This is a genomic window from Actinomycetospora sp. CA-084318 (genome assembly GCF_050955885.1).
Taxonomy (GTDB): Bacteria; Actinomycetota; Actinomycetes; order Mycobacteriales; family Pseudonocardiaceae; genus Actinomycetospora.
In genome coordinates, this window is sequence record NZ_CP192098.1 from 4,420,944 (window position 1) to 4,444,595 (window position 23,652).

Below are 23,652 nucleotides of genomic sequence, written 5' to 3' on the forward strand. Positions count from 1 at the left end.
ACGCCGTCGTCGGCCAAGATCCTGTTCTGCGGAGCGAGGTGCTCGCTCACCGATCACATCGCTCGGCTCGTCGCGATCGTGCTCCCCGTGGGTCGGGCCGCCGAGAAAGTGGCGAACCTGCCACTGGACGCCGGCAACGACGCTTCGCTGCCACGGGGAAAGTCGTCAGAACAGCACGGTGGCGAAGCTCGCGACCTGCTGGAACCCCACCCGCGCGTAGGCCGCACGAGCCGGGGTGTTGAACGCGTTCACGTACAGCGACGCGATCCGGCCGGCGCGGACCAGGTGGTCCACCACGGCGGCAGTGCCGGCCTGCCCGAGCCCGCGGCCGCGCCAGTCCGGGTGCACCCACACACCCTGGATCTGTCCGACCCGGGTCGACAGGGCGCCGACCTCCGCCTTGAACACGACCTCGCCCTGCTCGAAGCGCACGAACGCCCGCCCGGACGCGATGAGCTCCGACACCCGCGCGCGGTAGCCGGCCCCGCCGTCACCGAGCCGCGGGTCGACGCCGACCTCCTCGAGGAACATCGCGATCGCGGCCGGGAGGTAGCGCTCCATGTCGTCGGGGCGGGCCTGGCGGACGGCGCGGTCGGGGATGATCGACGGGTTCGAGTCGGTGGCCATCAGCGGCTGGTCGGGGCGCACCTCACGGGCCTCGCCCCAGTGCTCGGCGAGCTCCTCCCACAGCGGCAGCACCAGCTCCCGCCGGCCGACCAGCGACGAGCACGTGCGCCGGTTGCGCCGCGCCCGCTCGGCGAAGGCGCGCACGGCGGCGCGCTCGCCCCGCAGCGGCACCAGGTTCGCGCCGGAGAAGCACAGCCCGTCCAGCCGGCCGCCCACGCCCCACAGCTCACCGCCGAGACGCCAGGGCTCGACGCCCACGGTCTCGACCCGCGACGCGACCATGCAGGTCGCGACCGGGTCAGCGTCGAGAACACCGCGCACCCTCGACCGGTCACGGTCGTCGAGGAGCCGCGCACCGGCGGTACGGAGCACGTCCCAAGAGTGCCACACCACGGGCGCCATGAACCGTGCACGGTCCGTACACCTCGCCACGGTTGCTTCACCGGACCGTCACGATCGCCACAGTGTCGGGACATGACCCGCACAGCTCGGGCGTGGACCCTGGAGCCATGGCAGACGACACCACTCGGGACGACATCGACGCCGCGACCGCCCTGGAGGCCCTCGCGCGTCAGGGCAGCGTCGCAAACCCGCGCCGCACCCGTCGCTGAGAGACCCCGACCCCCCGCTCCCCCACCACGCCCGCCGCAGCGCCGCGGCGGGCGTTCGGCATCTCTAGACCAGGTCCGGCCGCGCCCACTCGTGCCCGAGCACGTGGTGGTCGAGGAACGCGAACACCGTCGAGTACCAGACCTTGACGTCCCCGGGCTTGAGCACCCAGTGGTTCTCGTCGGGGAAGTACAGGAACTGCGACTCGACCCCGTGGCGCTGCAGGTCGTACCAGAGCCGCAGCCCCTCGCCGATCGGCACGCGGTAGTCCTTGTCGCCGTGGATCACCAGCATCGGCGTGGTGATCGACGAGGCGAACCGGTGCGGCGAGTGCTCGTCGTAGCGCTCCCGGTCGGCGATCGGATCACCCCACTGCCGCGTCCAGTGGTACGAGCCGTCGGTGGTCCCGACGAAGCCGTCGAGGTGCCAGATCGAGGCGTGCGTGACGATCGCGTCGAACCGGTCGGTGTGCCCCGCGACCCAGTTCGCCATGTAGCCGCCGAACGACCCGCCCATCGCGGCGGTCCGTGCGGCGTCGATCTCCGGCCGCGCCACGGCGGCGTCCGTGAGCGCCATCAGGTCGGTGTACGGCAGGCCGCCCCACGCCCCCGACGAGACGTCCATGAACTCCTGGCCGTACCCGGTCGAGAGCCGCGGGTCGGGCAGCAGCACCGCGTGCCCCCGCGCGGTGGCCACCCACGGGTTCCACCGCCAGGTCCACGCGTTCCACGAGCCGAACGGACCGCCGTGGATCCACAGCAGCAGCGGGTGCGGCCCGTCGCCCTCCGGCAGCGCGAGCCAGCCCCGCAGTGCCGCCCCGTCGGAGCCGCTCGCGGTCACCTCGGTCAACGTCCCCGGGATCGGGTCGATCCCGGTCGCACCCGGCAACGTCGTCGGGTCCTGGTCGGCCGCGTAGGGGTCGAGCCGCACCGGGGTCGGCGGCGCGTCCGGCGCCGAGCGCAGGGCGTAGAGCGCGCCGCCCTCGGGGGTCGGGACGACGTCGGTGTACGCGCCCGAGCGGGTCAGGCGCACCACCTCGCCCGTGGTGATCGACACCCGGAACACCGGGCAGTGCCCCTGCTCGTCGGCGGTGACGTCCACGGCGTCGCGGTCGGCGGCGCCGACCACCGACTGCAGCGCCGCCCACCCCTCCGGCAGGACCGTCACCACGTCGCCGCCGTCGAGCGGCCGCGCGAGCAGCGTGTGCGCAGGCGCGCGGCCGGGCTGCGCGTGCCGCTCCCGGATCCACAGCAGCCACCGGCCGTCGGGCGTGATGGTGGGTCGCTCGTGGTCGACGCCGGGCTCGTCGGCGACGACCTCCGCGATGTCCCCCCGCCGCAGCTCCAGCCGCACCCGCACCGCCGCCGGGTCCTCCGGGTCGCGCACGTCGACGGCCACCGCGAGCACCTGCCCGTCCGGGCTGACGGCGTGCTCGCGCAGCCGCTGCCCGGGCTCGAGCGGATCGATCACGACGACGGCCGGTGCCAGCCGGTCCGCCGCCAGCGGTTCGTGGACCCGGATCTGCGGGCGCCCGGGCCCGAGGTCGTGGTCCCAGAACCGCACGGGGTACCGGGTGTGCAGCCGGGCGGACACGCCCGCCTTCTTCCGGGCGGCCCGCAGGGCCCCGGCCGGGTCGGTCTCGTCGTCCGACCCGGGAGCGGGCCCGACGGGCACCGACGTCGCGACGACGACGTGCCCCGAGTCCCGCGCGACCTGGAACGACGAGACGCCGTCACCCGCCGTCAGGACCTGCCGGGACTCCCCGCCGTGGCGCGGGAGCACCCACAGGGCGGCCGGCTCGTCCTCCTCGGCTTCGGCCGAGGGGTCGGGCCGGCCCGAGGTGAAGTAGAGGTCGCCGTCGGGGGCGAACGCCGCGGAGGCCTCGCCCTGCGAGGAGCGCGTCAGCCGCCGCGCGGGCTCCTCGCCGCGCGGGTCGACCTCCCAGATCGAGGTGACGTACCGGGTGGCCTCGGGTGAGAGCTCGGCGGCCGTGGTGACCAGGCGCGCGCCGTCCGGGGAGAGCGCGAGCCCGGCCTGACGGCGGGTGGCGACGAAGGCGTCGAGGTCGTCGAAGGTGCCCATGTGGACATCGTCCCTGTGAGCAGAAATCCGTGCCGGGGCACGGATTTCTACTCACGGGGCGCAGCCACCTAGCCGACCGTGACGGTGGGCGCCCCGCCCGCGGTGCCGCCGGAGAGCTCCTCGGCCGAGCCGGCCTCCTCGGCGAGGCGCATGGCCTCCTCGATGAGGGTCTCGACGATCTGCGCCTCCGGCACGGTCTTGATGACCTCGCCCTTGACGAAGATCTGGCCCTTGCCGTTGCCGCTGGCCACGCCGAGGTCGGCGTCGCGGGCCTCGCCGGGGCCGTTGACGACGCAGCCCATGACGGCCACGCGCAGCGGCACCTCCATGCCCTCCAGGCCGGCGGTCACCTCGTCGGCGAGCTTGTAGACGTCGACCTGCGCGCGCCCGCAGGACGGGCAGGAGACGATCTCGAGCTTGCGGGGCCGCAGGTTGAGCGACTCCAGGATCGACAGGCCGACCCGGACCTCCTCGATCGGCGGCGCCGAGAGGGAGACGCGGATCGTGTCGCCGATGCCGCGCGAGAGCAGCGCGCCGAACGCGGTCGCCGACTTGATGGTGCCCTGGAACGTCGGACCGGCCTCGGTGACGCCGAGGTGCAGCGGGTAGTCGCACTGCTCGGCGAGCAGCTCGTAGGCCCGGACCATGGTCACCGGGTCGTGGTGCTTGACCGAGATCTTGATGTCGTGGAAGTCGTGCTCGGCGAAGAGCGAGGCCTCCCAGAGCGCCGACTCGACGAGCGCCTCGGGCGTCGCCTTCCCGTACTTCGCCATGATCGAGGGCTCCAGCGAGCCGGCGTTGACGCCGATCCGGATCGGCGTCCCCGCGTCCTTCGCGGCCTTCGCGATCTCGCCGACCTTGTCGTCGAACTTCTTGATGTTACCCGGGTTCACGCGGACGGCGGCGCAGCCCGCGTCGATCGCGGCGAACACGTACTTGGGCTGGAAGTGGATGTCCGCGATCACGGGGATGTTGGACTTCTTCGCGATCGCCGGGAGCGCCTCGGCGTCGTCGGCCGAGGGGACGGCGACGCGCACGATGTCGCAGCCGGCCGCAGTGAGCTCCGCGATCTGCTGGAGCGTGGCGTTGATGTCCGCGGTGAGCGTCGTGGTCATCGACTGCACCGACACCGGGTGGTCGCTCCCGACGCCGACGCCGCCGACGTCGAGCTGGCGGGTCTTCCGCCGCGGCGCCAGCACCGCGGGAGCCTCCGGCATGCCGAGGTCGATCGTCATGCCACCAGTCTGCCCGAGCGTTCCCGACGATGCCGTGGTCACGGACGTGACCCCGGCATCTGTTCACCTACAGGTTGAGTTTGATCGGGTTCACGATGTCGGCCAGGATCACGAGCCCGCCGTAGAGCATGATCACGATCGCGAAGCCGTATGCGATCGGCATCAGCTTGGCCATGTCCACCGGCCCGGGGTCGGGGCGGCCGCGCAGCCGGGCGATCCGCTTCTTCGTCGCCTCCCAGAGCGCCGGGAGGATGTGCCCGCCGTCGAGCGGCAGGATCGGCAGCAGGTTGAGCAGGAACAGCGACACGTTCACGGCCGCCAGCAGCTGCAGCATCATCGCGATCTCGGCCGCCACCGGGCTGTCCGAGGCGAGCACCTCGCCGCCGAGCACCGACACCCCGACGACGCTGACCGGCCCGTTGACGTCGCGCTGCTCGCCGAGGAAGACCGCGCCGAAGAGCGCGGGCACCTTCGTCGGGAGGGCGATGATGCTGTTCACCGCCCGCACCCCCATGTCACCGACGAAGTCGATCACCTGCGCCGGGGTCTGGCGGGTCGTGGGCTGGATCGGGCTCAGGCCGAGGAAGGACCCGGTGACGTAGGTGGGCTTCGACGGGTCCTGCGTGGAGTCGAGGTCCAGCAGCTGGGTCTGGATGAGCCGCGGGTAGAGCGTGAGCGTCTCCGACCCGCCGCCGGGGACGGGCCGCTCGATGACGACGGGGACCGTGCCGGAGGCCGCGCGGATCGCCTGCTGCATGTCCTCCCACGAGTCGTAGGTGCGGCCGTCGAAGCTGACGATGCGGTCGCCGGCCTGGAACCCGGCCTGCGCCGCCGGGGTCAGCGGGGCGCCCGGGGGGCAGTCGGTCGTGGTCGTCGCCTGGGAGGCGGGCACCACGCACTTGCTGACCGAGGAGACCACCGGCTGGGCCGTCGGGATGCCGAAGCCCATGAGCACGATGATGAACAGCACCGCGGCCAGGATGAGGTTCATGAACGGCCCGGCGAACATCACGACGATGCGCTGCCACGGCTTGCGGGTCCAGAACTGCCGGTCCTCGTCGCCGGGACGGATGTCCTTGATCGAGTCGGCGCGGACGTCGTCGATGAGTCCCTGGAAGGGCCCGGACCGGCGGCTGCGGCCGATCCGCTCGCCGGGCGCCGGCGGGATCATGCCGATCATCCGGATGTAGCCGCCGAGCGGGATCGCCTTGATGCCGAACGACGTCTCGCCGCGCTGCCGGGCGAAGACGGTGGGACCGAAGCCCACCATGAACTCGGGCACGCGGACACCGAAGCGACGAGCGGCGGTGAAGTGGCCGAGCTCGTGCCAGGCGATGGAGAACATCAGTCCGAGCGCGAAGAGCACGATCCCGAGGACGAGCATCACGGAGCGCCACGGTAGCGGGCGCCCCGGTGATCTCGGCGTGGGGCGGTGTCAGACCGCCAGCAGCTCCCCCGCCCGGGTGCGCGCCCAGTCCTCGGCGGCGTACACGTCGTCGACGTCGCGGGGGTCGCCCGCCCAGTCGGTCGCGCTGCCCAGCACGTCCGCCACGGTGTCGACGATGCCGAGCCACGTGCCGCGGCCCGCGAGGAAGCCGCGCACGGCCTCCTCGTTGGCGGCGTTGAACACGGCGGGCAGGCAGCCGCCGGCGGTGCCGGCGGCGCGGGCGAGGTCGACGGCGGGGAACGCCTCGGCGTCGAGGGGCTCGAACGTCCACGCCCGGGCGGCCGCGAAGGTCTCGCGCGGCGAGGCCCCGGGCAGCCGGTCGGGGAAGGCGAGCGCGAGCCCGATCGGCAGGTGCATGTCCGGCGGGCTGGCCTGGGCGATCGTGGCGCCGTCGGCGAAGGTGACCATGGAGTGCACCATCGACTGCGGGTGCACCACGACGTCGATGCGCTCGTACGGCACGGCGAACAGCAGGTGCGCCTCGATCAGCTCGAGGCCCTTGTTCACCAGCGTCGACGAGTTGAGCGTGATCACGGGGCCCATCGCCCAGGTCGGGTGCGCGAGGGCGTCGTCGAGCGTGACCTCCGCGAGCTCGGCCCGCGTCCGGCCGCGGAAGGGGCCCCCGCTCGCCGTCAGGACGATCCGGTCGACCTCCCCGAGGGCGCCCGAGCGCAGGCACTGCGCGATCGCGGAGTGCTCGGAGTCGACCGGGAGGATCTGCCCGGGGGTGGCCGCGCGCGTCACCAGCGGGCCGCCCGCCACCAGCGACTCCTTGTTGGCGAGCGCGAGCGTCGCCCCGCTGCGCAGCGCCGCGAGGGTCGGCGCGAGCCCGCGGGAGCCGTCGACCGCGTTCAGCACGACGGTGCCCTCCGCGCCGCTGCCGGCGAGGTCGGTCATCGCGGCGGCCCCGGCGAGCACCTCGGCCGTGCTCCCCGCCGCGCGCAGCGCCTCGAGCACCGCCGGCCGGGCGCCCTCGTCGGCCACGGCCACCGTCGGGACCCGGAACTCGGCGGCCTGCGCGGCGAGCAGGTCGGGGCGCCCGCCGCCCGCGGCGAGGCCGGTGACGGTGAAGCGGTCGGGGTGGGCGCGGACGAGGTCGAGCGCCTGGGTGCCGATCGATCCAGTGGATCCCAGCAGGACGACGGGGCGCGCGGTGCTCATCGCCGCCCATCCTGGCGTGCCGGGGCACGATCGGCGCGGTCACACGCCCCGGAGACTGCCGGGAGCCGCCCGGACCGATAGATTCACCTCCGACAGCCCGTCGGAGACCAGGAGGACCCGTGGCGAGCTCGAGCCCCGCCCGTCAGGCGCACGGCGACGTCGCGAAGGCCGACAGCCACCAGGCGGTCGTCGTCAACGGCGTCTCCTCCGACGACGAGCCCTCGGTCGAGTGGGGCTGGCACGGGCACTACCCGAAGGTCGCGCGCCTGTCCGGCTTCCTGGTCGCCGCGATCTGCCTGATCATGCTCTGGGGCAACCACGAGGGGCGCCAGGAGGACATCTGGCTCGTCGTGATCGCGATCGCCTTCTTCGCGCTCTCGCTGGGCTCGGTCATCCGCAACCGGACGTCCTGGCGCCGCTGATGTGAGCACTTTCCGTGGCTCCGGCCACGGAAAGTGCTCACATCCGGCCGCTAGGCCGGACTGCGCGGGATGTCGTCCTGCACGCCCTTCGCGCCCTTGCGGGCGGCCACCAGCACCGCGTCCCAGGTCGGGGAGAACGGCGGGGCGTAGGAGAGGTCCATGAAGGTCATCTCCTCCAGGCCCATCCCGTTCCAGATCGCGGTGGCGAACACGTCGATGCGCTTGGCCGAGTTGGCCCGCCCGACGATCTGCGCGCCCAACAGCTTCCCGGAGCGCTCCTCGGCGATGACCTTCACCGTCATCATCTCCGCTCCCGGCATGTAGCCGGCGACGTTCGACGACTCGATGGTCGCGGTGACGAAGCCGTAGCCGGCGGCCCGGGCCTCGTTCTCACCGAGCCCGGTGCGGCCGATCTCCAGCGAGCACACCTTGGAGATCGCGGTGCCGATGACGCCCGGGAAGGTGCCGTAGCCGCCGGCCAGGTTGGTGCCGATGATCCGGCCGTGCTTGTTGGCGTGCGTGCCGAGCGCGATCGCGACGCCCTTCTGCGAGAGCCGGTGGTGCACCTCGACGCAGTCGCCGCCCGCCCAGATGTTCTCGTGGCTGACGCAGCGCATCCGGACGTCGGTGACCAATCCGCCGGACTGTCCCACCGTCAGTCCCGCCTCCTGCGCGATCGAGACGTTCGGTGCCACCCCGAGCCCGATCACGACGATGTCGGCGGCGACCGCCCCGTCGCCGGTGCGCACCGCCGCGACGCGTCCGTCCTCGCGGGTGTCGAAGCCCTCGACGGAGGTCTCCGTGAGCACGGTGATGCCCATGCCCTCCATCGCGTCCCGCACGATCGCCCCGAGGTCGGGATCGACCTGGGTGAACGGCTCGGGCGCGCGGTCGAGGACCGTCACCTCGAGACCGCGGCTGAGCATCGCCTCGGCCATCTCGACACCGATGTAGCCCGCGCCCACGACGACGGCCCGCCGGGCCTGCGAGGCGTCCAGGTCCTTGACGACCTGCTCGCCCTGCTCGAGGGACTGCACCCCGTGGATGCCCTCGGCGTCGATCCCGTCCAGCGGCGGGTACACCGGCGTGGCTCCGGTGGCGATGACGAGGTCGTCGTACTCCAGCTCGCCCGTGGCGCCGTCGCCGTCCAGCGCCCGGAACGACACGATCTGCTTCTCGACGTCGATCGCGGTCGCCTCGGTGCGCATCCGCACGTCGATGCCGGCCTCGCGGTGCTGCTCGGGCGTCCGCGCGACGAGGTCGTCGCGCTCGGACACCTCGCCCGCGATCCAGTACGGGATGCCGCAGGCGGAGTACGAGGTGTAGTGGCCGCGCTCGAGCACGACCACCTCGGGGGTGTCCCCGCCGTCGGCGGCGGTGTGCCGCAGGACGGTGTTGGCGGCGCTCATCCCGGTGGCGTCGCCGCCGATCACGACGATCCGGCGCGTCATGTGTGCCCTCTCCGCTAGCGTGCGCTCGTGGCAGAAGCTGCCGAGCTCGAGGTCGCCGGCCGCACGGTGCGGCTCACCAACCCGGACAGGGTGTATTTCTCGGCGCGCGGGGAGACGAAACTCGATCTCGCGCACTACTACCTGGCGGTCGGCGACGGCATCGTCAACGCCCTGCGGAACCGGCCGTGCATGATGCACCGCTTCCCCAGCGGCGTGGACGGCGACAAGGTCCACCAGAAGCGGCTGCCCAAGGGGGCTCCGGACTGGGTGCCGACCGTGCGGGTCCGCTTCCCCCGCTACAACCGCACCGCCGACGAGCTCTGCGTCTCCTCGCTCGCCGACGTCGTCTGGGCGGTGCAGATGTCGACGGTCGAGTTCCATCCCTGGAACTCCCGCGCCGCCGACGTCGAGTCCCCGGACGAGTGGCGCATCGACCTCGACCCCCTGGAGGGCGTCGGGTTCGACACGGTGCGCCAGGTGGCCACGGTGGTGCACGAGGTGCTCGACGAGCTCGGCGCGGTCGGCTTCCCGAAGACCTCCGGCGGCAAGGGCCTGCACGTCTACGTCCGCATCCGCCCGGAGCACTCGTTCGGCGAGGTCCGGCGGGCCGCCTGGGCGTTCGCCCGCGAGGTGGAGCGGCGCGCCCCCCGGCTCGTGACGACGGCGTGGTGGCGCAAGGACCGCGCGCCCGGCACCGTCTTCGTCGACTACAACCAGAACACCCGCGACCACACGATCGCCTGCGCCTACTCGGTGCGCGGCACGCCGCTCGGGATCGTCTCGGCGCCGGTCACCTGGGACGAGATCTCCCGGGCCGAACCCGGCGACTTCACCATCGCGACGATGCCCGGGCGCTACGCCGAGCTCGGCGACCTGCACGCGGGCATCGACGAGGCCGTGTTCGACCTCGCTCCGCTGCTGGAGTGGGCCGACCGCGACGAGGCCCCGGAGCCGGAGGCCCCGGAGGTCTGATCCCCGTCCCGACGAGGGGTGCCGGCGCGCCCCCGGCGCGCGCCGGATCCCCGTCGTCGGTACGGCGGATCAGGCGCCGGGCAGGGCGTCGAGCCCCGAGAGGTCCGGCGTGAGGTCGGCGCCGGTGGGCAGGCCCTCGGTCAGGTCCGCGCCGGTGGGCAGCCCGGCGGTGAGCGTGTCCCCGAACTCCGTCGGGTCGGTGGGCAGGCTCGGCAGGTCGGTGAAGTCCGAGGCCGACGGGAGCGCGTCGAGTCCCTGGGTGAGGCCGGGGATGTCCAGGACGGACGTCGGGAGCCGGTCGAGGCCGGGGAGGTCGACGCCGGCCACGGTCCGGGCAACGGTGGCGGCGGCGTTCGCGGCGTCCAGCCCGGCCTGCGCCCCGCTGAGTCCGGCCTGCGTGCCGGCCTGCGCGGCGGCGTCGGCGGCGGCGATCGCCCCGTCCACCCCAGGCACCGACGGCACGGACGGTGCGGCCGACGCGACCCCGACGGTGGACGCGAGGCCGGCACCGAGCACGGCGGCTCCGACGACGGCGCGACGAACGATCGACATGCGAGTCTCCCCCGAGCAGAGCCCGATCACGGATTGCGACCGGGCGTGACGCAGGGTCTAACGGAGCCTTCACAGCGCTGGTACGGATCTCGACCGTGCGTGGTCTGATCGTGTGAGGAACCCCCGTTGCTCCCGCGGTGCCGCACGACGACGGGCCCGGTCCCGCTCACCAGGAGCGGGGCCGGGCCCGTCGGGTCGTGCCGGCTCGTGCCGGTGGATCAGAGGGCGTCGACGTCGATCAGGCTGCCGCCGCTGTCCCCGCTGTCACCCCCGTCGTCGCTGCCGCTGTCGCCGCTGTTGCCGCTGTCGCCGCTGTCGCTGTCGCTGGCCACGTCGAGGTCGACCAGGTCACCGTCGCCGGAGTCGTCGGACTCGTTCAGCACGTCGGCGTCGACCAGGTTGTTGTCGTCGTCCGAGCCCGAGTCGTCGTTCAGCGCGTCGACGTCGACCAGGTCGCTGTCATCGCCGGAGCCGGAGTCCTCGTTGAGCGCGTCGACGTCGACCAGGTCGCTGTCGTCACCCGAACCCGAGTCCTCGTTCAGCGCGTCGAGGTCGACCAGGTCGCTGTCGTCACCCGAACCGGAGTCGTCGTTCAGGGCGTCCGCGTCGATGACGTCGTTGTCCGTCGCGCCGGAGGTGGCGTCGTTCAGCGCGTCCACGTCGACCAGGTTGCCGTCGTCGATGACCTCGCCGAGGTCGGGGAGGCCACCGGTGTCGCCACCCGTGTCACCGCCGGTGTCGCCACCCGTGTCGCCACCCGTGTCGCCACCCGTGTCGCCACCCGTGTCACCGCCGGTGTCGCCACCCGTGCCCGGCAGTCCGCCGCCCGGCAGACCCGGCAGGCCCGGGAAGCCCCCGGGTCCGAAGGGGAAGTCCTCGTCGAACGGCGAGCCCCCGGGACCGAACGGGAAGTCCTCGTCGAACGGCGAGCCGCCCGGGCCGAAGGGGAAGTCGTCCCCGAAGAGGTCACCCAGGTCGGGGATCGTCGGGGTGGGGCCACCGGTACCCGGCAGCTCGGGGACCTCCGGCAGCTCCGGCGTGGTCGGCACCGTCGGGAGCGTCGGCAGGGTCGGGAACGTCGGCAGGGTGCCGATCCCGCCGCCGGCGTAGAAGTCCCGCAGCGCCTCGGCGTAGACCCGGGCCGCGTCGGCCTGGGCCTGGGCCTGCGCCCGGGCCTGGTCGATGGCCTCCTGCACCGACGCCGCGAAGTCGGCCGCCGAGAGCCCACCCGACGGGATCGTGATGGTGCCGAGGGCGTCCGTGGCGGCGAGCGGGGTGGCCGTCCCGGTGGTGCCCGTGGTCGTGCTGGTCGAGGTGTTGCGGATGATGGTGTCGCCGTTGGTGATGTCCCCCAGCGCGATGTTGTTCCCGCTGGCGATGACGTTGCCGTTGGCGATGTCGGACGTGTTGGTCGCGGTGATCGTGATGTCGCCCCCGGTGGTGTCACCGAAGCCGTTCCCGACGGTGGTGTTCGTCGCCGAGATGCGGTTCGACGAGTCAGCGGAGGCAACACCCACCGTGGTCCCCAGCCCGGTGACGACGATCGCGGCGGCAGCAACTGCGCGGCGTGCGGCGTTCAATGGATTCGACTCCTTGGATCGCGTGGCGTTGCGACTCCCCGCAGTCGCTTCGTGACGCAGAGTCAATCCCCGATCGGCCTAACGACGCACCTCGTCCGGAGCGGGACGAACCGAGTGGGTGACGCAAACGGGCGAAACCACGTACAACAAACGAGTTACATGACGATCCGAGAACAATCGGACAGCGACGGAATCGCGGTCGGAAACGTCAGAACCGGGTGCCGTTCCAGGGCACCGACGGCGCCGCGAGCATCCGGGCCAGCCGGGCGGCGGCGCCGGCCGACCGCTCCTCGAGGCGGTTCGCCCGGACGAGCACCCGCGGATCCACCCCGCCGAGCACCACCGACCCGAGCGTCGGTGCCTCCAGCACGACGTCGGGCTCCCCCGTCACGGTCGTGACGGCGGGCGCGAGCCGGTCGTGCGTGTCGAGCCGCCAGCGCCCGCGGGCGTGGCCGAGCGGGTCGACGACCTCGAGCACCAGCGCGTCCTCGGTCGGGTAGCGCCGGGCTCCGAGCAGCGCGGGCACGTCGAGCACCCGCAGCCACAGCATCGGCTTCGTCTCGCCCGCGACCACCGCCCGCGGGTCGGTGAGCAGCCACGGCAGCGGCTCGTCCACCGAGGCGTCCGTCCAGGTCACGGTGCCGACGAGGTCCTGCGAGCAGAGATGGCGCCAGAGCTCGGTGTAGGCCGTCGGGGTCAGGGCCTGGAGGTCGACCACACCGAGCGTGCCCGAGCCGGTGGCGAACCAGCTCTCCTCGACCCGCACGACGACGTAGCCCGCGGGGTGCCCGTCGTCGTCGCGCCAGAGGACCACCTGGCGCTGCCGGTCGGGCTCGAGCCCGTTCCACGGGCCCGCCCCGACGAGCACCTGGTCCCACTGCGACGCGAGCCGCTCCAACGCGCCGGGGTGCCGGCGGCGCGCGCGGTCGTGCAGGGGCCGGGTGAGGGCGAGGGCCGCGTCGGGGCGCTCGACGATCTCCAGGGTGCCGCGCGGCCCGGCGTCCCGGAAGCGCGCCCGGGCCGTGTCGACGGTGAACCGGCGGGTGTGGGTGGCCAGGCCGAAGCCCCAGCGCTCGTAGAGCGCGCCCTGGGTGGAGGTGAGCACGGCGGCGGCCGCGCCGGCCCGGGCCGCCGCGCCGAGGTCCTCGGTGAGCAGTCGGTCGGTCAGACCCCGCCGGCGGTGCGTGGAGCGCACCCCGATCCCGGTGATCGCGTCGGCCGGCACGTCCCCGCCGGGCACCGTGAGCCGCGCGTCCCAGGAGCGCAGGGTGGCGACCGGTGTCGGGTCCGGGTCGGCGTACGCGCCGCGCAGCCGGTTGCCCTCGAAGGCGGCGCCGACCCGCGCGAGGACGTCCGGGTCGAGACGCGGACCGAGGAACGCGGCGAGCTGGGCGCGCGTCCACGCCACCGTGCCCGCGTCGGCGGAGCCCTCGGTGACCCGGGGGCCGAACGTGCGCACCTCCGGTGTCACCACCGCGTGATCATCCCCCGGTCGCGGCCAGCTGTCCGCACGCCGCGGCGATCTCCCGTCCCCGCGTGTCGCGCACCGTGCAGGCCACGCCGCCGTTGCGGACCCGGCGCACGAACTCCGCCTGGACCGGGGCCGGGCTCGCGTCCCACTTCGAGCCCGGCGTCGGGTTGAGCGGGATCAGGTTGACGTGCACGAGCCGGCCGAGGTGCTGCGAGGCGAGCTTGGCGAGCAGGTCCGCGCGCCACGGCTGGTCGTTGACGTCGCGGATCAGCGCGTACTCGATCGACACGCGGCGCCCGGTGACGTCGGCGTAGTGCCGCGCCGCCTCAAACACCTCCCGCACCGGCCACCGGGTGTTGACCGGGACCAACGTGTCGCGCAGCTCGTCGTCGGGCGTGTGCAGGCTGACCGCCAGGGTGACCTGGAGGCCCTCGTCGGCGAGCCGGTGGATCGCCGGCACGAGCCCGACGGTCGAGACCGTGACCGACCGCTGGCTGATCCCGAGGCCCGCCGGCGGGGCGTCGCAGATGCGGTGCACCGCGTCGACCACCCGCCGGTAGTTCGCGAGCGGCTCCCCCATGCCCATGAACACGACGTTCGACAGCCGCGCCGGGACCCCGTCGCCGAGCGCCCCGTCGCGCGCCGTGGCCGCGGCGGAACGCACCTGCTCGACGATCTCGGCGGTCGACATGTTGCGCTGCAGGCCACCCTGGCCGGTGGCACAGAACGGGCACGCCATGCCGCAGCCGGCCTGGCTGGAGATGCACACGGTCGCGCGGTCCTGGTAGCCCATCAGCACGCTCTCGACGAGCGCCCCGTCGGCCGCCTTCCACAGCGTCTTGCGCGTGGCGCCGCCGTCGCAGTCGACCACCGAGGCGGGCTCGAAGAGGTGCGGGAAGAGGGCCGCGGCGCTCTCCCGCGCGGCGGCCGGCAGGTCGGTCATCGCCGCCGGGTCGGCCTCCAGGCGGGCGTAGTACTGCCGGGCGATCTGGTCCGCTCGGAATCCGGGCAGCCCGAGTTCGGTCACGGCGGCCTTGCGCTCGTCTGGCGCGAGGTCGGCGAAGTGCCGCGGCGGCCGCGTACGGCGCGTCCCGGTGCCCGAGAGCGACAGGACGGGCAGCTCCCGCTCGGTCTCGGTCATCGGATCCGGTCCCGCAGCGACTCCAGCAGACCGATCCGGTCGGCGGCCGAGAGCAGCAGCAGCAGGCCGCAGACGAGGCCGAGCAGGCCCTGCGAGACGAAGCCCGTCGCCTCCTGGGTCGCGATGACCACCCCGAGCACCCCGAGCACCGCCACCGCGACGCCGAGCCACTGCGTCGGACGCTGGCCGGTCGAGCGCGCGAGGGCGAGGAACGCCCCGCCGGTGATCACGGCGGCGACGCCCGGCGACGCCTCCGACCACGAGACGAGCCCGAGCAGCACCGACACCAGGATGATCGCGCCGATCGCGATGCCGCCGAAGCGCAGCAGGTCGGCCGACCGCGCGCCGTCGAAGGGGTGCGACCCGCGGCGCCGGTTCTCGACGAGGATCACGACGACCCCGGCGATGCCCACGGCGAGCAGCAGCGTGCCGGCGCCGTCGGCCCCGAGCCCGAGCGTGCCGACCGTCAGCCAGGCGACGCCGACCAGGCACTCCACGAGCACCGGGTCGAGGCGGACCGAGCGGCCACCCGGCCCGCGCCCGCTCGACGACGGTGGCCGCCCGCGCGACGAGCCGGGGGGCGGACCGTACGACCCGGGCGGCGGCCCGGCGGGTCCGCGACGCCCCGGAGCCGGGAAGCCACCGCCGCGGTAGGGGTCACCGGGTCGTCGGCCGGGATGGGGGTACGACACGCCCTCCACGGTAGCCGCGTCCGGAGTGTCGCCGACGTGGGAGGGGCGCCGCCCGCCCGGCTCAGCGCCCAGGCACCAGCCCGGACGGTCGCCGCCGCACGTGGATCCGGTACGCCACCGGCAGCGCGAGCCCGGTCGTCCCGTCCACGGCCCGGTCGGCGACGGCGGGAGTGAACTCGATCCGCAGCACCGCGGCCATCGTCGGGCGGTCGGGGAAGCGCCACAGCGTGTCGACCCGCCGCGTCGAGAAGCCCTGCGTCTCGAAGAACCGCGCGGCCCCGCGCGGGTCGTAGCCGGGCGCCGAGGCGCGCATCCAGGCCCCGTAGGAGTGCCGGGTGGCGTCGAGGTCGACGACGACGAGCGCCCCGCCGGGGCGCAGCACCCGGTCGGCCTCGGCGAGCCCGGGCTCGCAGCCGTGCCCGAAGAAGTACGCCGTGCGGGCGTGGACGACGTCGACCGACGCGTCCGGCAGCGGCAGCGCGGCGGCGCTCCCGCCGGCCACCGACACCGACGGCAGGTCCGCACAGCGCGCGCGGGCGCGGGCCACCAGCGGCGGGTGGGGCTCGACCCCGGTGACCGACCGCGCGGTCGTCGCGAACCGCGGGAGGTGGTAGCCGTCGCCGCACCCGACGTCGACCACGTCCCCGGACAGGTCGACGCTCGCCTCGAGGGCCTCCCAGAGCGCCCCGGTCGCGTCCTGCGCGGCGTTCTCGGCCTCGTAGACGTCGGGCCAGCGCCAGATGTTGGGGCTCTCGGCCACCCCGGGGAACGTCATCAGGTGGCGTAGGGCAGGAACACGAACAGCAGCAGCCAGGCCACCGGGGCGGAGGTGACCAGGGAGTCGAGGCGCTCCATCAGGCCGCCGTGGCCGGGGATCGTCTGGCCCATGTCCTTGATGCCCAGGTCCCGCTTCACCAGCGACTCCACCAGGTCGCCGATGACGGCGGTGACCACGAGCACCGGCCCGAGGATCAGCCCGTACCACCACGTGGAGTCGAGCAGGAACGCCACGCACAGCGAGGCTCCGGTGGCGCCGAGGAGCATCGAACCGGCGAGGCCCTCCCACGACTTCTTCGGGCTGACCTTCGGGGCCATCGGGTGCTTGCCGAACAGCACGCCCGCCGCGTAGCCGCCGGTGTCCGAGCAGATGACGATGATCAGGAAGGTCAGCACCCGCGCCGTGCCGTCGGAGGGCACCACGAGCATGGCGCCGAACGCCATGCACATCGGGATCCAGACGAGGACGAGCATCGAGGCGCCGACGTCGCGCACGAAGCCCGCCGCGCCGAGCCGCATCCGCCAGATGAAGCAGCCGAGCACCGTCACGACGAGCGCCCCGAGGATGCCCTCCGACCCGAAGGGCCACGAGAGCCAGATCATCGCCTGGCCGCCGAGCAGGACCGGGACGCGGGAGAGCCGGATCCCCGCCGCGCGGTTCAGCGCGCCGAAGACCTCCCAGATCCCGATCGCGGCGCAGATCGCGACGATCGCGATCCAGGTCTGCCGGACGGTGAGCAGCGAGACGAGGATGACCGCGCCCATGGCGAGGCCGACCCCGATGGCCAACGGGAGGTTGCGACCGGCACGGGAGGACGAGCCGCCCTGACCCGAGCCACCCGTCGTCGGGACCGCCACGTCCTCAGCCACGCCCGAGACCTCCCCGTCGGCTCCCCGCTCAGACCTCGAGCAGCTCGGCTTCCTTGGACTTGACCATGTCCTCGATCTTGGCGATGTAGGTCGCGGTCGTGGCCTCGAGCTCCTTCTCCGCGCGGGCCACCTCGTCCTCGCCGGCCTCGCCGTCCTTGACGATGCGCTGCAGCTCGGTCATCGCGGTGCGGCGCACGCTGCGGATCGAGACGCGGGCGTCCTCGCCTTTGCTGCGCGCGACCTTGACCATCTCGCGGCGCCGCTCCTCGGAGAGCTCCGGGAAGATCACGCGGATGATCGTGCCGTCGTTGGACGGGTTGACGCCGAGGTCGGAGTCGCGGATCGCGCGCTCCATCACGCCCAGGGAGCTCTGGTCGTACGGCTTCACGACCGCCATCCGCGCCTCGGGCACGCTGACCGAGGCGAGCTGGGGCAGCGGGGTGTAGGCGCCGTAGTACTCGACCTGGATGCGGTTGAACATCGCCGGGCTCGCCCGCCCGGTGCGCACGCCCTGCAGATCGGCGCGCGCGGCGTCGACCGAGCGCTCCATCTTCTCCTCGGCGTCGAGGAGGGTCTCGTCGATCACTGTGGGCTCCTCTCAGGACGCCGGGGTGTGGACCAGCGTGCCGATCCTCTCACCCCGGACCGCCCGGGCGATGTTCCCCTCGACCAGCAGGTTGAACACCATGATCGGCATCTGATTGTCCATGCACAGGCTGAACGCCGTGGCGTCGGCGACCTTCAGGCCCTTCTCCAGGACCTCGCGGTGGGTGATCTCGGTGTACATCGTCGCCGTCGGGTCGACCTTGGGGTCCGCGGTGAAGACGCCGTCGACGCCCTTGGCCAGCAGCACCATCTCGCACTCGATCTCGAGGGCGCGCTGGGCGGCGGTGGTGTCGGTGGAGAAGTAGGGCATGCCCACGCCGGCGCCGAAGATGACGACGCGGCCCTTCTCGAGGTGGCGCATCGCGCGCCGCGGGATGTACGCCTCGGCGACCTGGCCCATCGTGATGGCGGTCTGCACGCGGGTGTCGATGTGGTGCTCGCGCTCGAGGAAGTCCTGCAGCGCGAGGCAGTTCATCACCGTGCCGAGCATGCCCATGTAGTCGCTGCGCTGGCGCTGCATCCCGGCCTGGGAGAGCTCCTCGCCGCGGAAGAAGTTGCCGCCGCCGATCACCACGGCGATCTGCACGCCGGAAGAGACGACCTCGGCGATCTGGCGGGCCACGGTCGAGACCACGGTGGGGTCGACCCCCACACCGCCGCCCCCGAACATCTCGCCACCGAGCTTGAGCAGGACCCGGCGGGTCGGCCCCGACGTCCAGCTGCCCGTGCGTTCGGCCTCGACGGTGCCGGTCACGGCGGAGCTCCCCTCGTGCGGTGCTTCTCGGACACACGCGACGGGTCGGTGCGGGATCCGCACCGACCCGTCGTCGTGCTCAGGCCTGGCCGACCTCGAAGCGGGCGAAGGTGCGGACGTCGACGCCCGCGTCCTTCAGCACCGCGCCGACCGACTTCTTGTCGACCGACACCGAGTCCTGCTCCAGCAGGACCGTGTCCTTGTAGTAGCCGTTGAGCCGACCCTCGACGATCTTGTCGATGATCTTCTCGGGCTTGCCCTCCTCGCGCGCGGTGGCCTCGGCGACGCGGCGCTCGCTCTCCACGACGTCGGCCGGAACCTCCTCGCGCGTGGTGTAGAGCGGGCGGGCCGCGGCGACCTGCATGGCGGCGCCGCGGGCGGCGTCGGAATCCGAGCCGGAGTACGCGACGAGCACGCCGATCGCCGGCGGGAGGTCGGACGAGCGACGGTGCAGGTAGGTCGCGGTCGGGCCGTCGAGCGTGATCACCCGGCGCAGCTCGAGCTTCTCGCCGATGCGCGCGGAGAGGGCCTGCACGGCGTCCTCGACGGTGCCGTCGCCGAGCTTCGCGGCCTTGAGGGCCTCGACGTCGGTGGCCTTCTCGGCGATCGCGACGCCGAGGATGTCCTCACCCAGCTGGATGAAGTCGGCGTTCTTCGCGACGAAGTCGGTCTCGGAGTTCAGCTCGATCATCGAGCCGTCGCGGGCGGCGACGATGCCGTTGGCGGTCGCGCGGCCGGCGCGCTTGCCGACGTCCTTGGCGCCCTTGATGCGCAGGGCCTCGATGGCCTTGTCGAAGTCGCCCTCGTTCTCCTCGAGCGCCTTCTTGCAGTCCATCATCCCGGAGCCGGTGGCCTCGCGGAGCTTCTTCACGTCGGCGGCGGTGTAGTTCGCCATCGTGTTCCTGTTCCTCTGGATCGAAGGTCCCCGACGACGGGTCCGGTGCGGACCCGTCGTCAGGAAGGGGTCAGCTGCCGGACTGGCCGTTGTCGGGGGACCCGGCGGCCGGCGCGGCGTCGATCGCGTTGTCGTCCGAGCCGGTGCCGTCGGAGTCGGCGACGCCCGCGGTGCGCTCGGGGCGGTCCGGGCCGCCCGGGCTGCGGTTCTGCGAACCCTGGGTCGACTCGTGCGCGTCGGTGTGGACCTCGGCCTCCGGGCTCGCGACCGGCGCGTCGCCGGGGGCGTCGGTGGCCGCGTTCGACGGCAGGCTCTCCGGGGCGGAGGCGCCGTCGCCGCCGACGGCGGTGAACTCGCGCTCGACCGCGGCGTCCGCGGCCGGCTCCTCCTCCGTGCCGTTGTTGCGCTGGCCGCGGGCGCGGAAGCCCTCGGCGCACGCCTCGGCGACGACCTTGGTGAGCAGGGCGGCCGAGCGGATCGCGTCGTCGTTGCCCGGGATCGGGTAGTCGACCTCGTCCGGGTCGCAGTTCGTGTCGAGGATGGCGACGACCGGGATGTTCAGCTTCCGGGCCTCGCCGACCGCGATGTGCTCCTTCTTGGTGTCCACGATCCACACCGCGCTCGGGACGCGGGCCATGTCGCGGATACCGCCGAGGGTCTTCTCGAGCTTCTCGTGCTCACGGGTGAGCATGAGGATCTCCTTCTTGGTGCGACCCTCGAAGCCCCCGCTCTGCTCCATCGCCTCGAGCTCCTTGAGGCGGGTCAGACGCTTGTGCACCGTCTGGAAGTTCGTGAGCATGCCGCCCAGCCAGCGCTGGTTCACGTACGGCATCCCGACCCGGTCGGCCTGCTCGGAGATGGCCTCCTGGGCCTGCTTCTTCGTCCCGACGAAGAGCACCGTGCCGCCGTGGGCGACGGTCTGCTTCACGAAGTCGTAGGCGCGGTCCACGTAGGACAGCGTCTGCTGCAGGTCGATGATGTAGATGCCGTTGCGCTCGGTGAAGATGAAGCGACGCATCTTGGGGTTCCAGCGCCGGGTCTGGTGTCCGAAGTGGACACCCGAGTCCAGCAGCTGTCGCATGGTGACGACGGCCATGGTGGTCGTACTACCTCTGTCTCTGCTGCGGTTGCCGCGCCGGACCGGGTGGACCGGCGCCCTGGTGCCCCGGCCGCACGGTCCGAATCCCCTGGTTCGGGGACCGCTCGGTGTGCGGGTGATGGCTCGCTGCGAGGCGGGCTCGTCGGGGCACGCGAAGTCGACCCACCGGTGGCGGGCCGCTGGGGAGCAGTCTACGCGGACGCCGCCGTCGGCCTGCGCGTGCACCCTCCGGGTGCTCCCCCTGTGGCAGCGAAGCGTCGTTGCTGTCATCCAGTGGCAGAGAAACCGCACCGCCGGATTCGATGGATCCGACGGGACCGGTCGTGCGTCGGTACCCGTGTGAGGCTGGTGCTGGCGTTCCTGACGGCGGGTGTGGTGCTGCTGGCGGGCGCGGTCCCCGCCGCGGCGGAGCCGGAGCTGCCCGCGATCCCGGTCGGGGCCTTCGGCTGGCCGGTGGCGGGACTGTCGGGCGGTGCGCCGACCGACGGCGGGGTGGCGCGTCGCTTCCTGCCGCCGCCGACGCCCTACGGCCGGGGCCACCGGGGCGTCGATCTCACGGGGGTGCCGGGCGCGTCGGTGCTGGCCGCCGGCGCGGGCACGGTGGTGTACGCCGGGCCGCTGGCCGGGCGGGGCGTGGTGTCGGTGCGGCACGACGGCGGGTTGCGGACCACCTACGAGCCGGTGCGCGCCCTCGTGCCGGTGGGCGCGGTGGTGGCGCGGGGGACGGTGCTCGGCACGCTGGAGCCCGGCCACGCCGGGTGTCCGGTCGCGTGCCTGCACTGGGGTCTGCGGTGGGCGCACCCGCCCGGCGCCGCCCGCGAGCAGTACCTCGACCCGTTGCTGCTCGTCGGCCTGGGCCGGACGCGGCTGTGGCCGACGGGGTGAGGTCTCCCCGACGAGGTGCACGTCAGGCAGGCGCCGGCCGCTGCCGACCTGCCCCACGTGGACCTCGCCCGACGCGCAGACCGAGCCATCCCGTCGAGGTGCACATCAGGCAGGCGACGGGTGCGCCGGACCTGCCCCACGTGACCCTCGCGGCCCGGCGTCAGTCCGCGTGCGACTCCGCGAGCCGGGCGCGCAGCCGCAGGACGGCGCGGGTGTGCAGCTGGCAGACCCGGGACTCGGTGACGCCCAGGACCTTGCCGATCTCGGCGAGCGTGAGGTTCTCGAAGTAGTACAGACCCACGATCGTCCGGTCCCGCTCGGCGAGTCCCCCGATGGCGTCGGCGAGCAGCCGCCGGGTCTCCCGGGACTCCATGGCGGCCACCGGGTCCTCGGCGGCCGCGTCGGGCAGCGAGTCCGCCAGCGACGGCGCACCCGCACCGCCGCCGGCACCCCCGGCCGACGACCGCCCGGCGGCGACAAGTTCGTCGAGCGCCGCGACGCTGGTCATGGCGATCTGGCCGTAGGTGGAGCGCAGCTCGCCGGTCTCCATGCCGAGTTCGTCGGCGATCTCGGCGTCGCTGCACGACCGCTGCTCGCGCGTCTCGCGGCGCTCGATCGCCCGCTCGATCTCCCGGGCCCGCGACCGCACCGAGCGGGGCACCCAGTCCTGGGAGCGCAGCTCGTCGAGGATCGCGCCGCGGATCCGCTGCATCGCGTAGACCTCGAACTTGCGGCCGCGGTCCGGCTCGAAGCGCTCGATGGCGTCGACCAGCCCGAAGATGCCGCACTGGACGAGGTCGGCCACGTCCACGTGGCTGGGCAGACCGGTGCCGACCCGACCCGCGACGTACTTGACCAGCGGCGCGTAGTGCAGCACGAGGCGGTCGCGGACCACGCGGTCGTCGGGGGCGTCGGCGTAGTCGGCCCACATCCGCGCGATGCCGGCCTCGACCATCGCCTCCTCGTCCGGCACCGAGCCGTCGGCGGCCTGGCCGGGGTGGATGGTCGTCGGGCGGGCCTGCACCGCCACGTCCCGCGCGGAGCGCGACGAGGGGTACGCGGCGGGCGCGACGGCCCGCGCGGTGTTGCCGATCGTGGCGGCGGCGGGCCGCGTCGACTCAGGCTCGGGGATGCGCGGCGTCATGAACGGCCCTCAGTCGGTCGGCGGTCACGTGGGTGTAGAGCTGCGTCGTCGCCGGTGAGGCGTGGCCGAGCAACTCCTGGACGCTTCTCAGGTCCGCTCCCCCTTCGAGCAGGTGGGTGGCCGCGGAGTGGCGCAACCCGTGCGGTGCGATGTCCGGCGCACCCGGCACCGAGCCCGCCGCGTCGTGGACGACGGCGCGCGCGATCCGCGGGTCGAGGCGCCCTCCCCGGGCGCCGAGCAGCAGCGCGGGCGGCGAGCCCGCGACGGCGAGGTGCGGACGGCCCTCGGCGCGCCACGCGTCGAGCGCGGCCGCCGCGGGCGCCCCGTAGACGACCGTGCGCTCCTTCGCGCCCTTGCCGAGCACACGCAGCGTCCGGCGGGCGTCGTCGACGTCGTCGACGTCGAGGCCGCACAGCTCGGACACCCGGATCCCGGTGGCGTAGAGGAGCTCGAGCAGCAGGTGGTCGCGCAGGGCGATCGGGTCGCGCTCGGCCGCACCGCGCGCCGCGTTGTCGAGGGCCGCGGCGGCCTGGTCGGCCCGCAGGACGGCCGGGAGCGTCCGGTGCGCCCGCGGCGACGCCAGGCGGGCCCCCGCGTCGGTCGGCGCGTGGCCGGTGCGGGCGGCCCAGGCGGTGAAGGCGCGGACCGAGGCGGCCCGCCGCGCCACCGTGGTGCGCCGGGCGGGACGGCGCCCGGCGTCCGCCGGCCCGGGGCGCCGCCGGCCGGGCTCCTCCGCGCCGCCCTGCGCGAGCCACGAGCGCAGGGCCGCCAGGTCGAGGTCGACCAGCGTCACGCCGCCACCGGACGTCCCGGTGCGCCGGGCGGCCACGCGGCGGACGAGGTGGTGCAGGGCGGCGGAGACGTCACCGGTGTAGGCGCGCACGGTGTGCTCGGAGAGCCCCCGCTCGTAGCGCAGGTGCGCGGTGAACTGCTCGAGCGCCCGGGCGAGCGCCGTCGGGAGGGCCGCGGTGTCGCGAGCGCCGTCGCCGGCGCCCTCGGAGCCTGTCGCGCCACCAGCGGCGATCCCGTTTTTCGTCGCGCTGTGTGACGATGTCTCCGAGCCGTCGAGACCCACTTCACGGGGGTCCGCGACCGTCGCGGGACCCGCCGCGACGCTCTGCGGGTCCGCCTCGTCAGCGGGGAATCTGCCGGTCATCGCCATGAGACTCCAAGTTCGACC

21 protein-coding genes and 1 pseudogene are annotated in these 23,652 nt (G+C 73.5%); 3 read left to right on the forward strand and 19 right to left on the reverse strand.

Features of this window, described 5'->3' with window-relative positions; all coding sequences use genetic code 11:
- Window positions 1-165: 165 nt before the first annotated feature.
- The 5 genes from ACQPYX_RS21650 to dxr form a co-directional block, all read right to left on the reverse strand.
- Entirely contained in the window at window positions 166-999 is an 834-nt protein-coding gene (locus tag ACQPYX_RS21650; protein ID WP_433799344.1) for a GNAT family N-acetyltransferase, read from the reverse strand.
- 303 nt (window positions 1,000-1,302) lie between these two features.
- Window positions 1,303-3,318 carry a prolyl oligopeptidase family serine peptidase gene (locus tag ACQPYX_RS21655; protein WP_433799345.1) on the reverse strand — a complete coding sequence of 672 codons (2,016 nt, stop codon included), beginning with the start codon at window positions 3,316-3,318 and terminating at the stop codon, window positions 1,303-1,305.
- A gap of 68 nt (window positions 3,319-3,386) precedes the next feature.
- Window positions 3,387-4,553: a flavodoxin-dependent (E)-4-hydroxy-3-methylbut-2-enyl-diphosphate synthase gene (gene ispG / locus ACQPYX_RS21660; RefSeq protein ID WP_433799346.1), complete on the reverse strand. Its 1,167-nt coding sequence runs from the start codon at window positions 4,551-4,553 to the stop codon at window positions 3,387-3,389.
- A 67-nt stretch (window positions 4,554-4,620) separates the two neighbouring features.
- Entirely contained in the window at window positions 4,621-5,937 is a 1,317-nt protein-coding gene (locus tag ACQPYX_RS21665; protein ID WP_433803781.1) for a M50 family metallopeptidase, read from the reverse strand.
- 51 nt (window positions 5,938-5,988) lie between these two features.
- A complete protein-coding gene (dxr, locus tag ACQPYX_RS21670) occupies window positions 5,989-7,161 on the reverse strand; it encodes a 1-deoxy-D-xylulose-5-phosphate reductoisomerase (RefSeq protein ID WP_433799347.1) in 1,173 nt (390 codons plus the stop codon).
- Between the two features lie 119 nt (window positions 7,162-7,280).
- On the opposite strand from dxr, the gene ACQPYX_RS21675 reads away from it, so the two are divergent.
- Complete coding sequence (locus tag ACQPYX_RS21675) at window positions 7,281-7,583, forward strand: DUF2631 domain-containing protein (RefSeq protein WP_433799348.1); 303 nt, start codon at window positions 7,281-7,283, stop codon at window positions 7,581-7,583.
- Between the two features lie 50 nt (window positions 7,584-7,633).
- On the opposite strand, the gene ACQPYX_RS21680 is transcribed toward ACQPYX_RS21675, so the two are convergent.
- The gene (locus tag ACQPYX_RS21680) at window positions 7,634-9,034 is read right to left on the reverse strand and encodes an FAD-dependent oxidoreductase (RefSeq protein WP_433799349.1); all 1,401 of its coding nucleotides are present in this window, start codon (window positions 9,032-9,034) and stop codon (window positions 7,634-7,636) included.
- A gap of 27 nt (window positions 9,035-9,061) precedes the next feature.
- Here ACQPYX_RS21680 and ligD point away from each other — a divergent pair, with 27 nt between their 5' ends.
- Entirely contained in the window at window positions 9,062-10,006 is a 945-nt protein-coding gene (gene ligD, locus ACQPYX_RS21685; RefSeq protein ID WP_433799350.1) for a non-homologous end-joining DNA ligase, read from the forward strand.
- 69 nt (window positions 10,007-10,075) lie between these two features.
- Here the strand turns inward: ligD and ACQPYX_RS21690 are convergent, their stop codons facing one another.
- From ACQPYX_RS21690 to rpsB, 11 genes and pseudogenes are all read right to left on the reverse strand, one after another.
- The gene (locus tag ACQPYX_RS21690) at window positions 10,076-10,558 is read right to left on the reverse strand and encodes a hypothetical protein (protein WP_433799351.1); all 483 of its coding nucleotides are present in this window, start codon (window positions 10,556-10,558) and stop codon (window positions 10,076-10,078) included.
- A gap of 218 nt (window positions 10,559-10,776) precedes the next feature.
- Window positions 10,777-12,138 carry a hypothetical protein gene (locus tag ACQPYX_RS21695; protein ID WP_433799352.1) on the reverse strand — a complete coding sequence of 454 codons (1,362 nt, stop codon included), beginning with the start codon at window positions 12,136-12,138 and terminating at the stop codon, window positions 10,777-10,779.
- 208 nt (window positions 12,139-12,346) lie between these two features.
- Window positions 12,347-13,612, reverse strand: coding sequence for a GNAT family N-acetyltransferase (locus tag ACQPYX_RS21700; protein ID WP_433799353.1), 1,266 nt, complete (start codon window positions 13,610-13,612; stop codon window positions 12,347-12,349).
- 7 nt (window positions 13,613-13,619) lie between these two features.
- Window positions 13,620-14,750 (reverse strand): 23S rRNA (adenine(2503)-C(2))-methyltransferase RlmN, encoded by a 1,131-nt coding sequence (rlmN, locus tag ACQPYX_RS21705; protein ID WP_433799354.1) that lies wholly within the window; start codon window positions 14,748-14,750, stop codon window positions 13,620-13,622.
- On the reverse strand, window positions 14,747-15,442 hold the full coding sequence (locus ACQPYX_RS21710) for a hypothetical protein (RefSeq protein WP_433799355.1): 696 nt from the start codon (window positions 15,440-15,442) through the stop codon (window positions 14,747-14,749). Before ACQPYX_RS21710 ends, rlmN begins: the two co-directional genes overlap by 4 nt.
- A gap of 61 nt (window positions 15,443-15,503) precedes the next feature.
- A complete protein-coding gene (locus ACQPYX_RS21715; RefSeq protein WP_433799356.1) occupies window positions 15,504-16,217 on the reverse strand; it encodes a class I SAM-dependent methyltransferase in 714 nt (237 codons plus the stop codon).
- Window positions 16,217-17,089, reverse strand: a complete 873-nt coding sequence (locus ACQPYX_RS21720) for a phosphatidate cytidylyltransferase (protein WP_433799357.1) — start codon at window positions 17,087-17,089, stop codon at window positions 16,217-16,219. Before ACQPYX_RS21720 ends, ACQPYX_RS21715 begins: the two co-directional genes overlap by 1 nt.
- Before the next feature lie 28 nt (window positions 17,090-17,117).
- Complete coding sequence (gene frr, locus ACQPYX_RS21725) at window positions 17,118-17,675, reverse strand: ribosome recycling factor (protein ID WP_433799358.1); 558 nt, start codon at window positions 17,673-17,675, stop codon at window positions 17,118-17,120.
- Between the two features lie 12 nt (window positions 17,676-17,687).
- Window positions 17,688-18,449: a UMP kinase gene (gene pyrH, locus ACQPYX_RS21730; RefSeq protein WP_433799359.1), complete on the reverse strand. Its 762-nt coding sequence runs from the start codon at window positions 18,447-18,449 to the stop codon at window positions 17,688-17,690.
- 79 nt (window positions 18,450-18,528) lie between these two features.
- On the reverse strand, window positions 18,529-19,344 hold the full coding sequence (tsf, locus tag ACQPYX_RS21735; RefSeq protein ID WP_433799360.1) for a translation elongation factor Ts: 816 nt from the start codon (window positions 19,342-19,344) through the stop codon (window positions 18,529-18,531).
- A 400-nt stretch (window positions 19,345-19,744) separates the two neighbouring features.
- Window positions 19,745-20,440 (reverse strand): annotated as a pseudogene (gene rpsB, locus ACQPYX_RS21740) (30S ribosomal protein S2); the annotation flags it as partial.
- A gap of 342 nt (window positions 20,441-20,782) precedes the next feature.
- Between rpsB and ACQPYX_RS21745 the strand changes: the two are divergent.
- Window positions 20,783-21,328 carry a murein hydrolase activator EnvC family protein gene (locus tag ACQPYX_RS21745; protein WP_433799361.1) on the forward strand — a complete coding sequence of 182 codons (546 nt, stop codon included), beginning with the start codon at window positions 20,783-20,785 and terminating at the stop codon, window positions 21,326-21,328.
- Between the two features lie 160 nt (window positions 21,329-21,488).
- Here the strand turns inward: ACQPYX_RS21745 and ACQPYX_RS21750 are convergent, their stop codons facing one another.
- Both ACQPYX_RS21750 and ACQPYX_RS21755 read right to left on the reverse strand, forming a co-directional pair.
- The gene (locus ACQPYX_RS21750) at window positions 21,489-22,472 is read right to left on the reverse strand and encodes a FliA/WhiG family RNA polymerase sigma factor (protein WP_433799362.1); all 984 of its coding nucleotides are present in this window, start codon (window positions 22,470-22,472) and stop codon (window positions 21,489-21,491) included.
- Window positions 22,447-23,628, reverse strand: a complete 1,182-nt coding sequence (locus ACQPYX_RS21755; protein ID WP_433799363.1) for a tyrosine-type recombinase/integrase — start codon at window positions 23,626-23,628, stop codon at window positions 22,447-22,449. The genes ACQPYX_RS21750 and ACQPYX_RS21755 overlap by 26 nt, the downstream gene beginning before the upstream one ends.
- Window positions 23,629-23,652 lie beyond the last annotated feature (24 nt).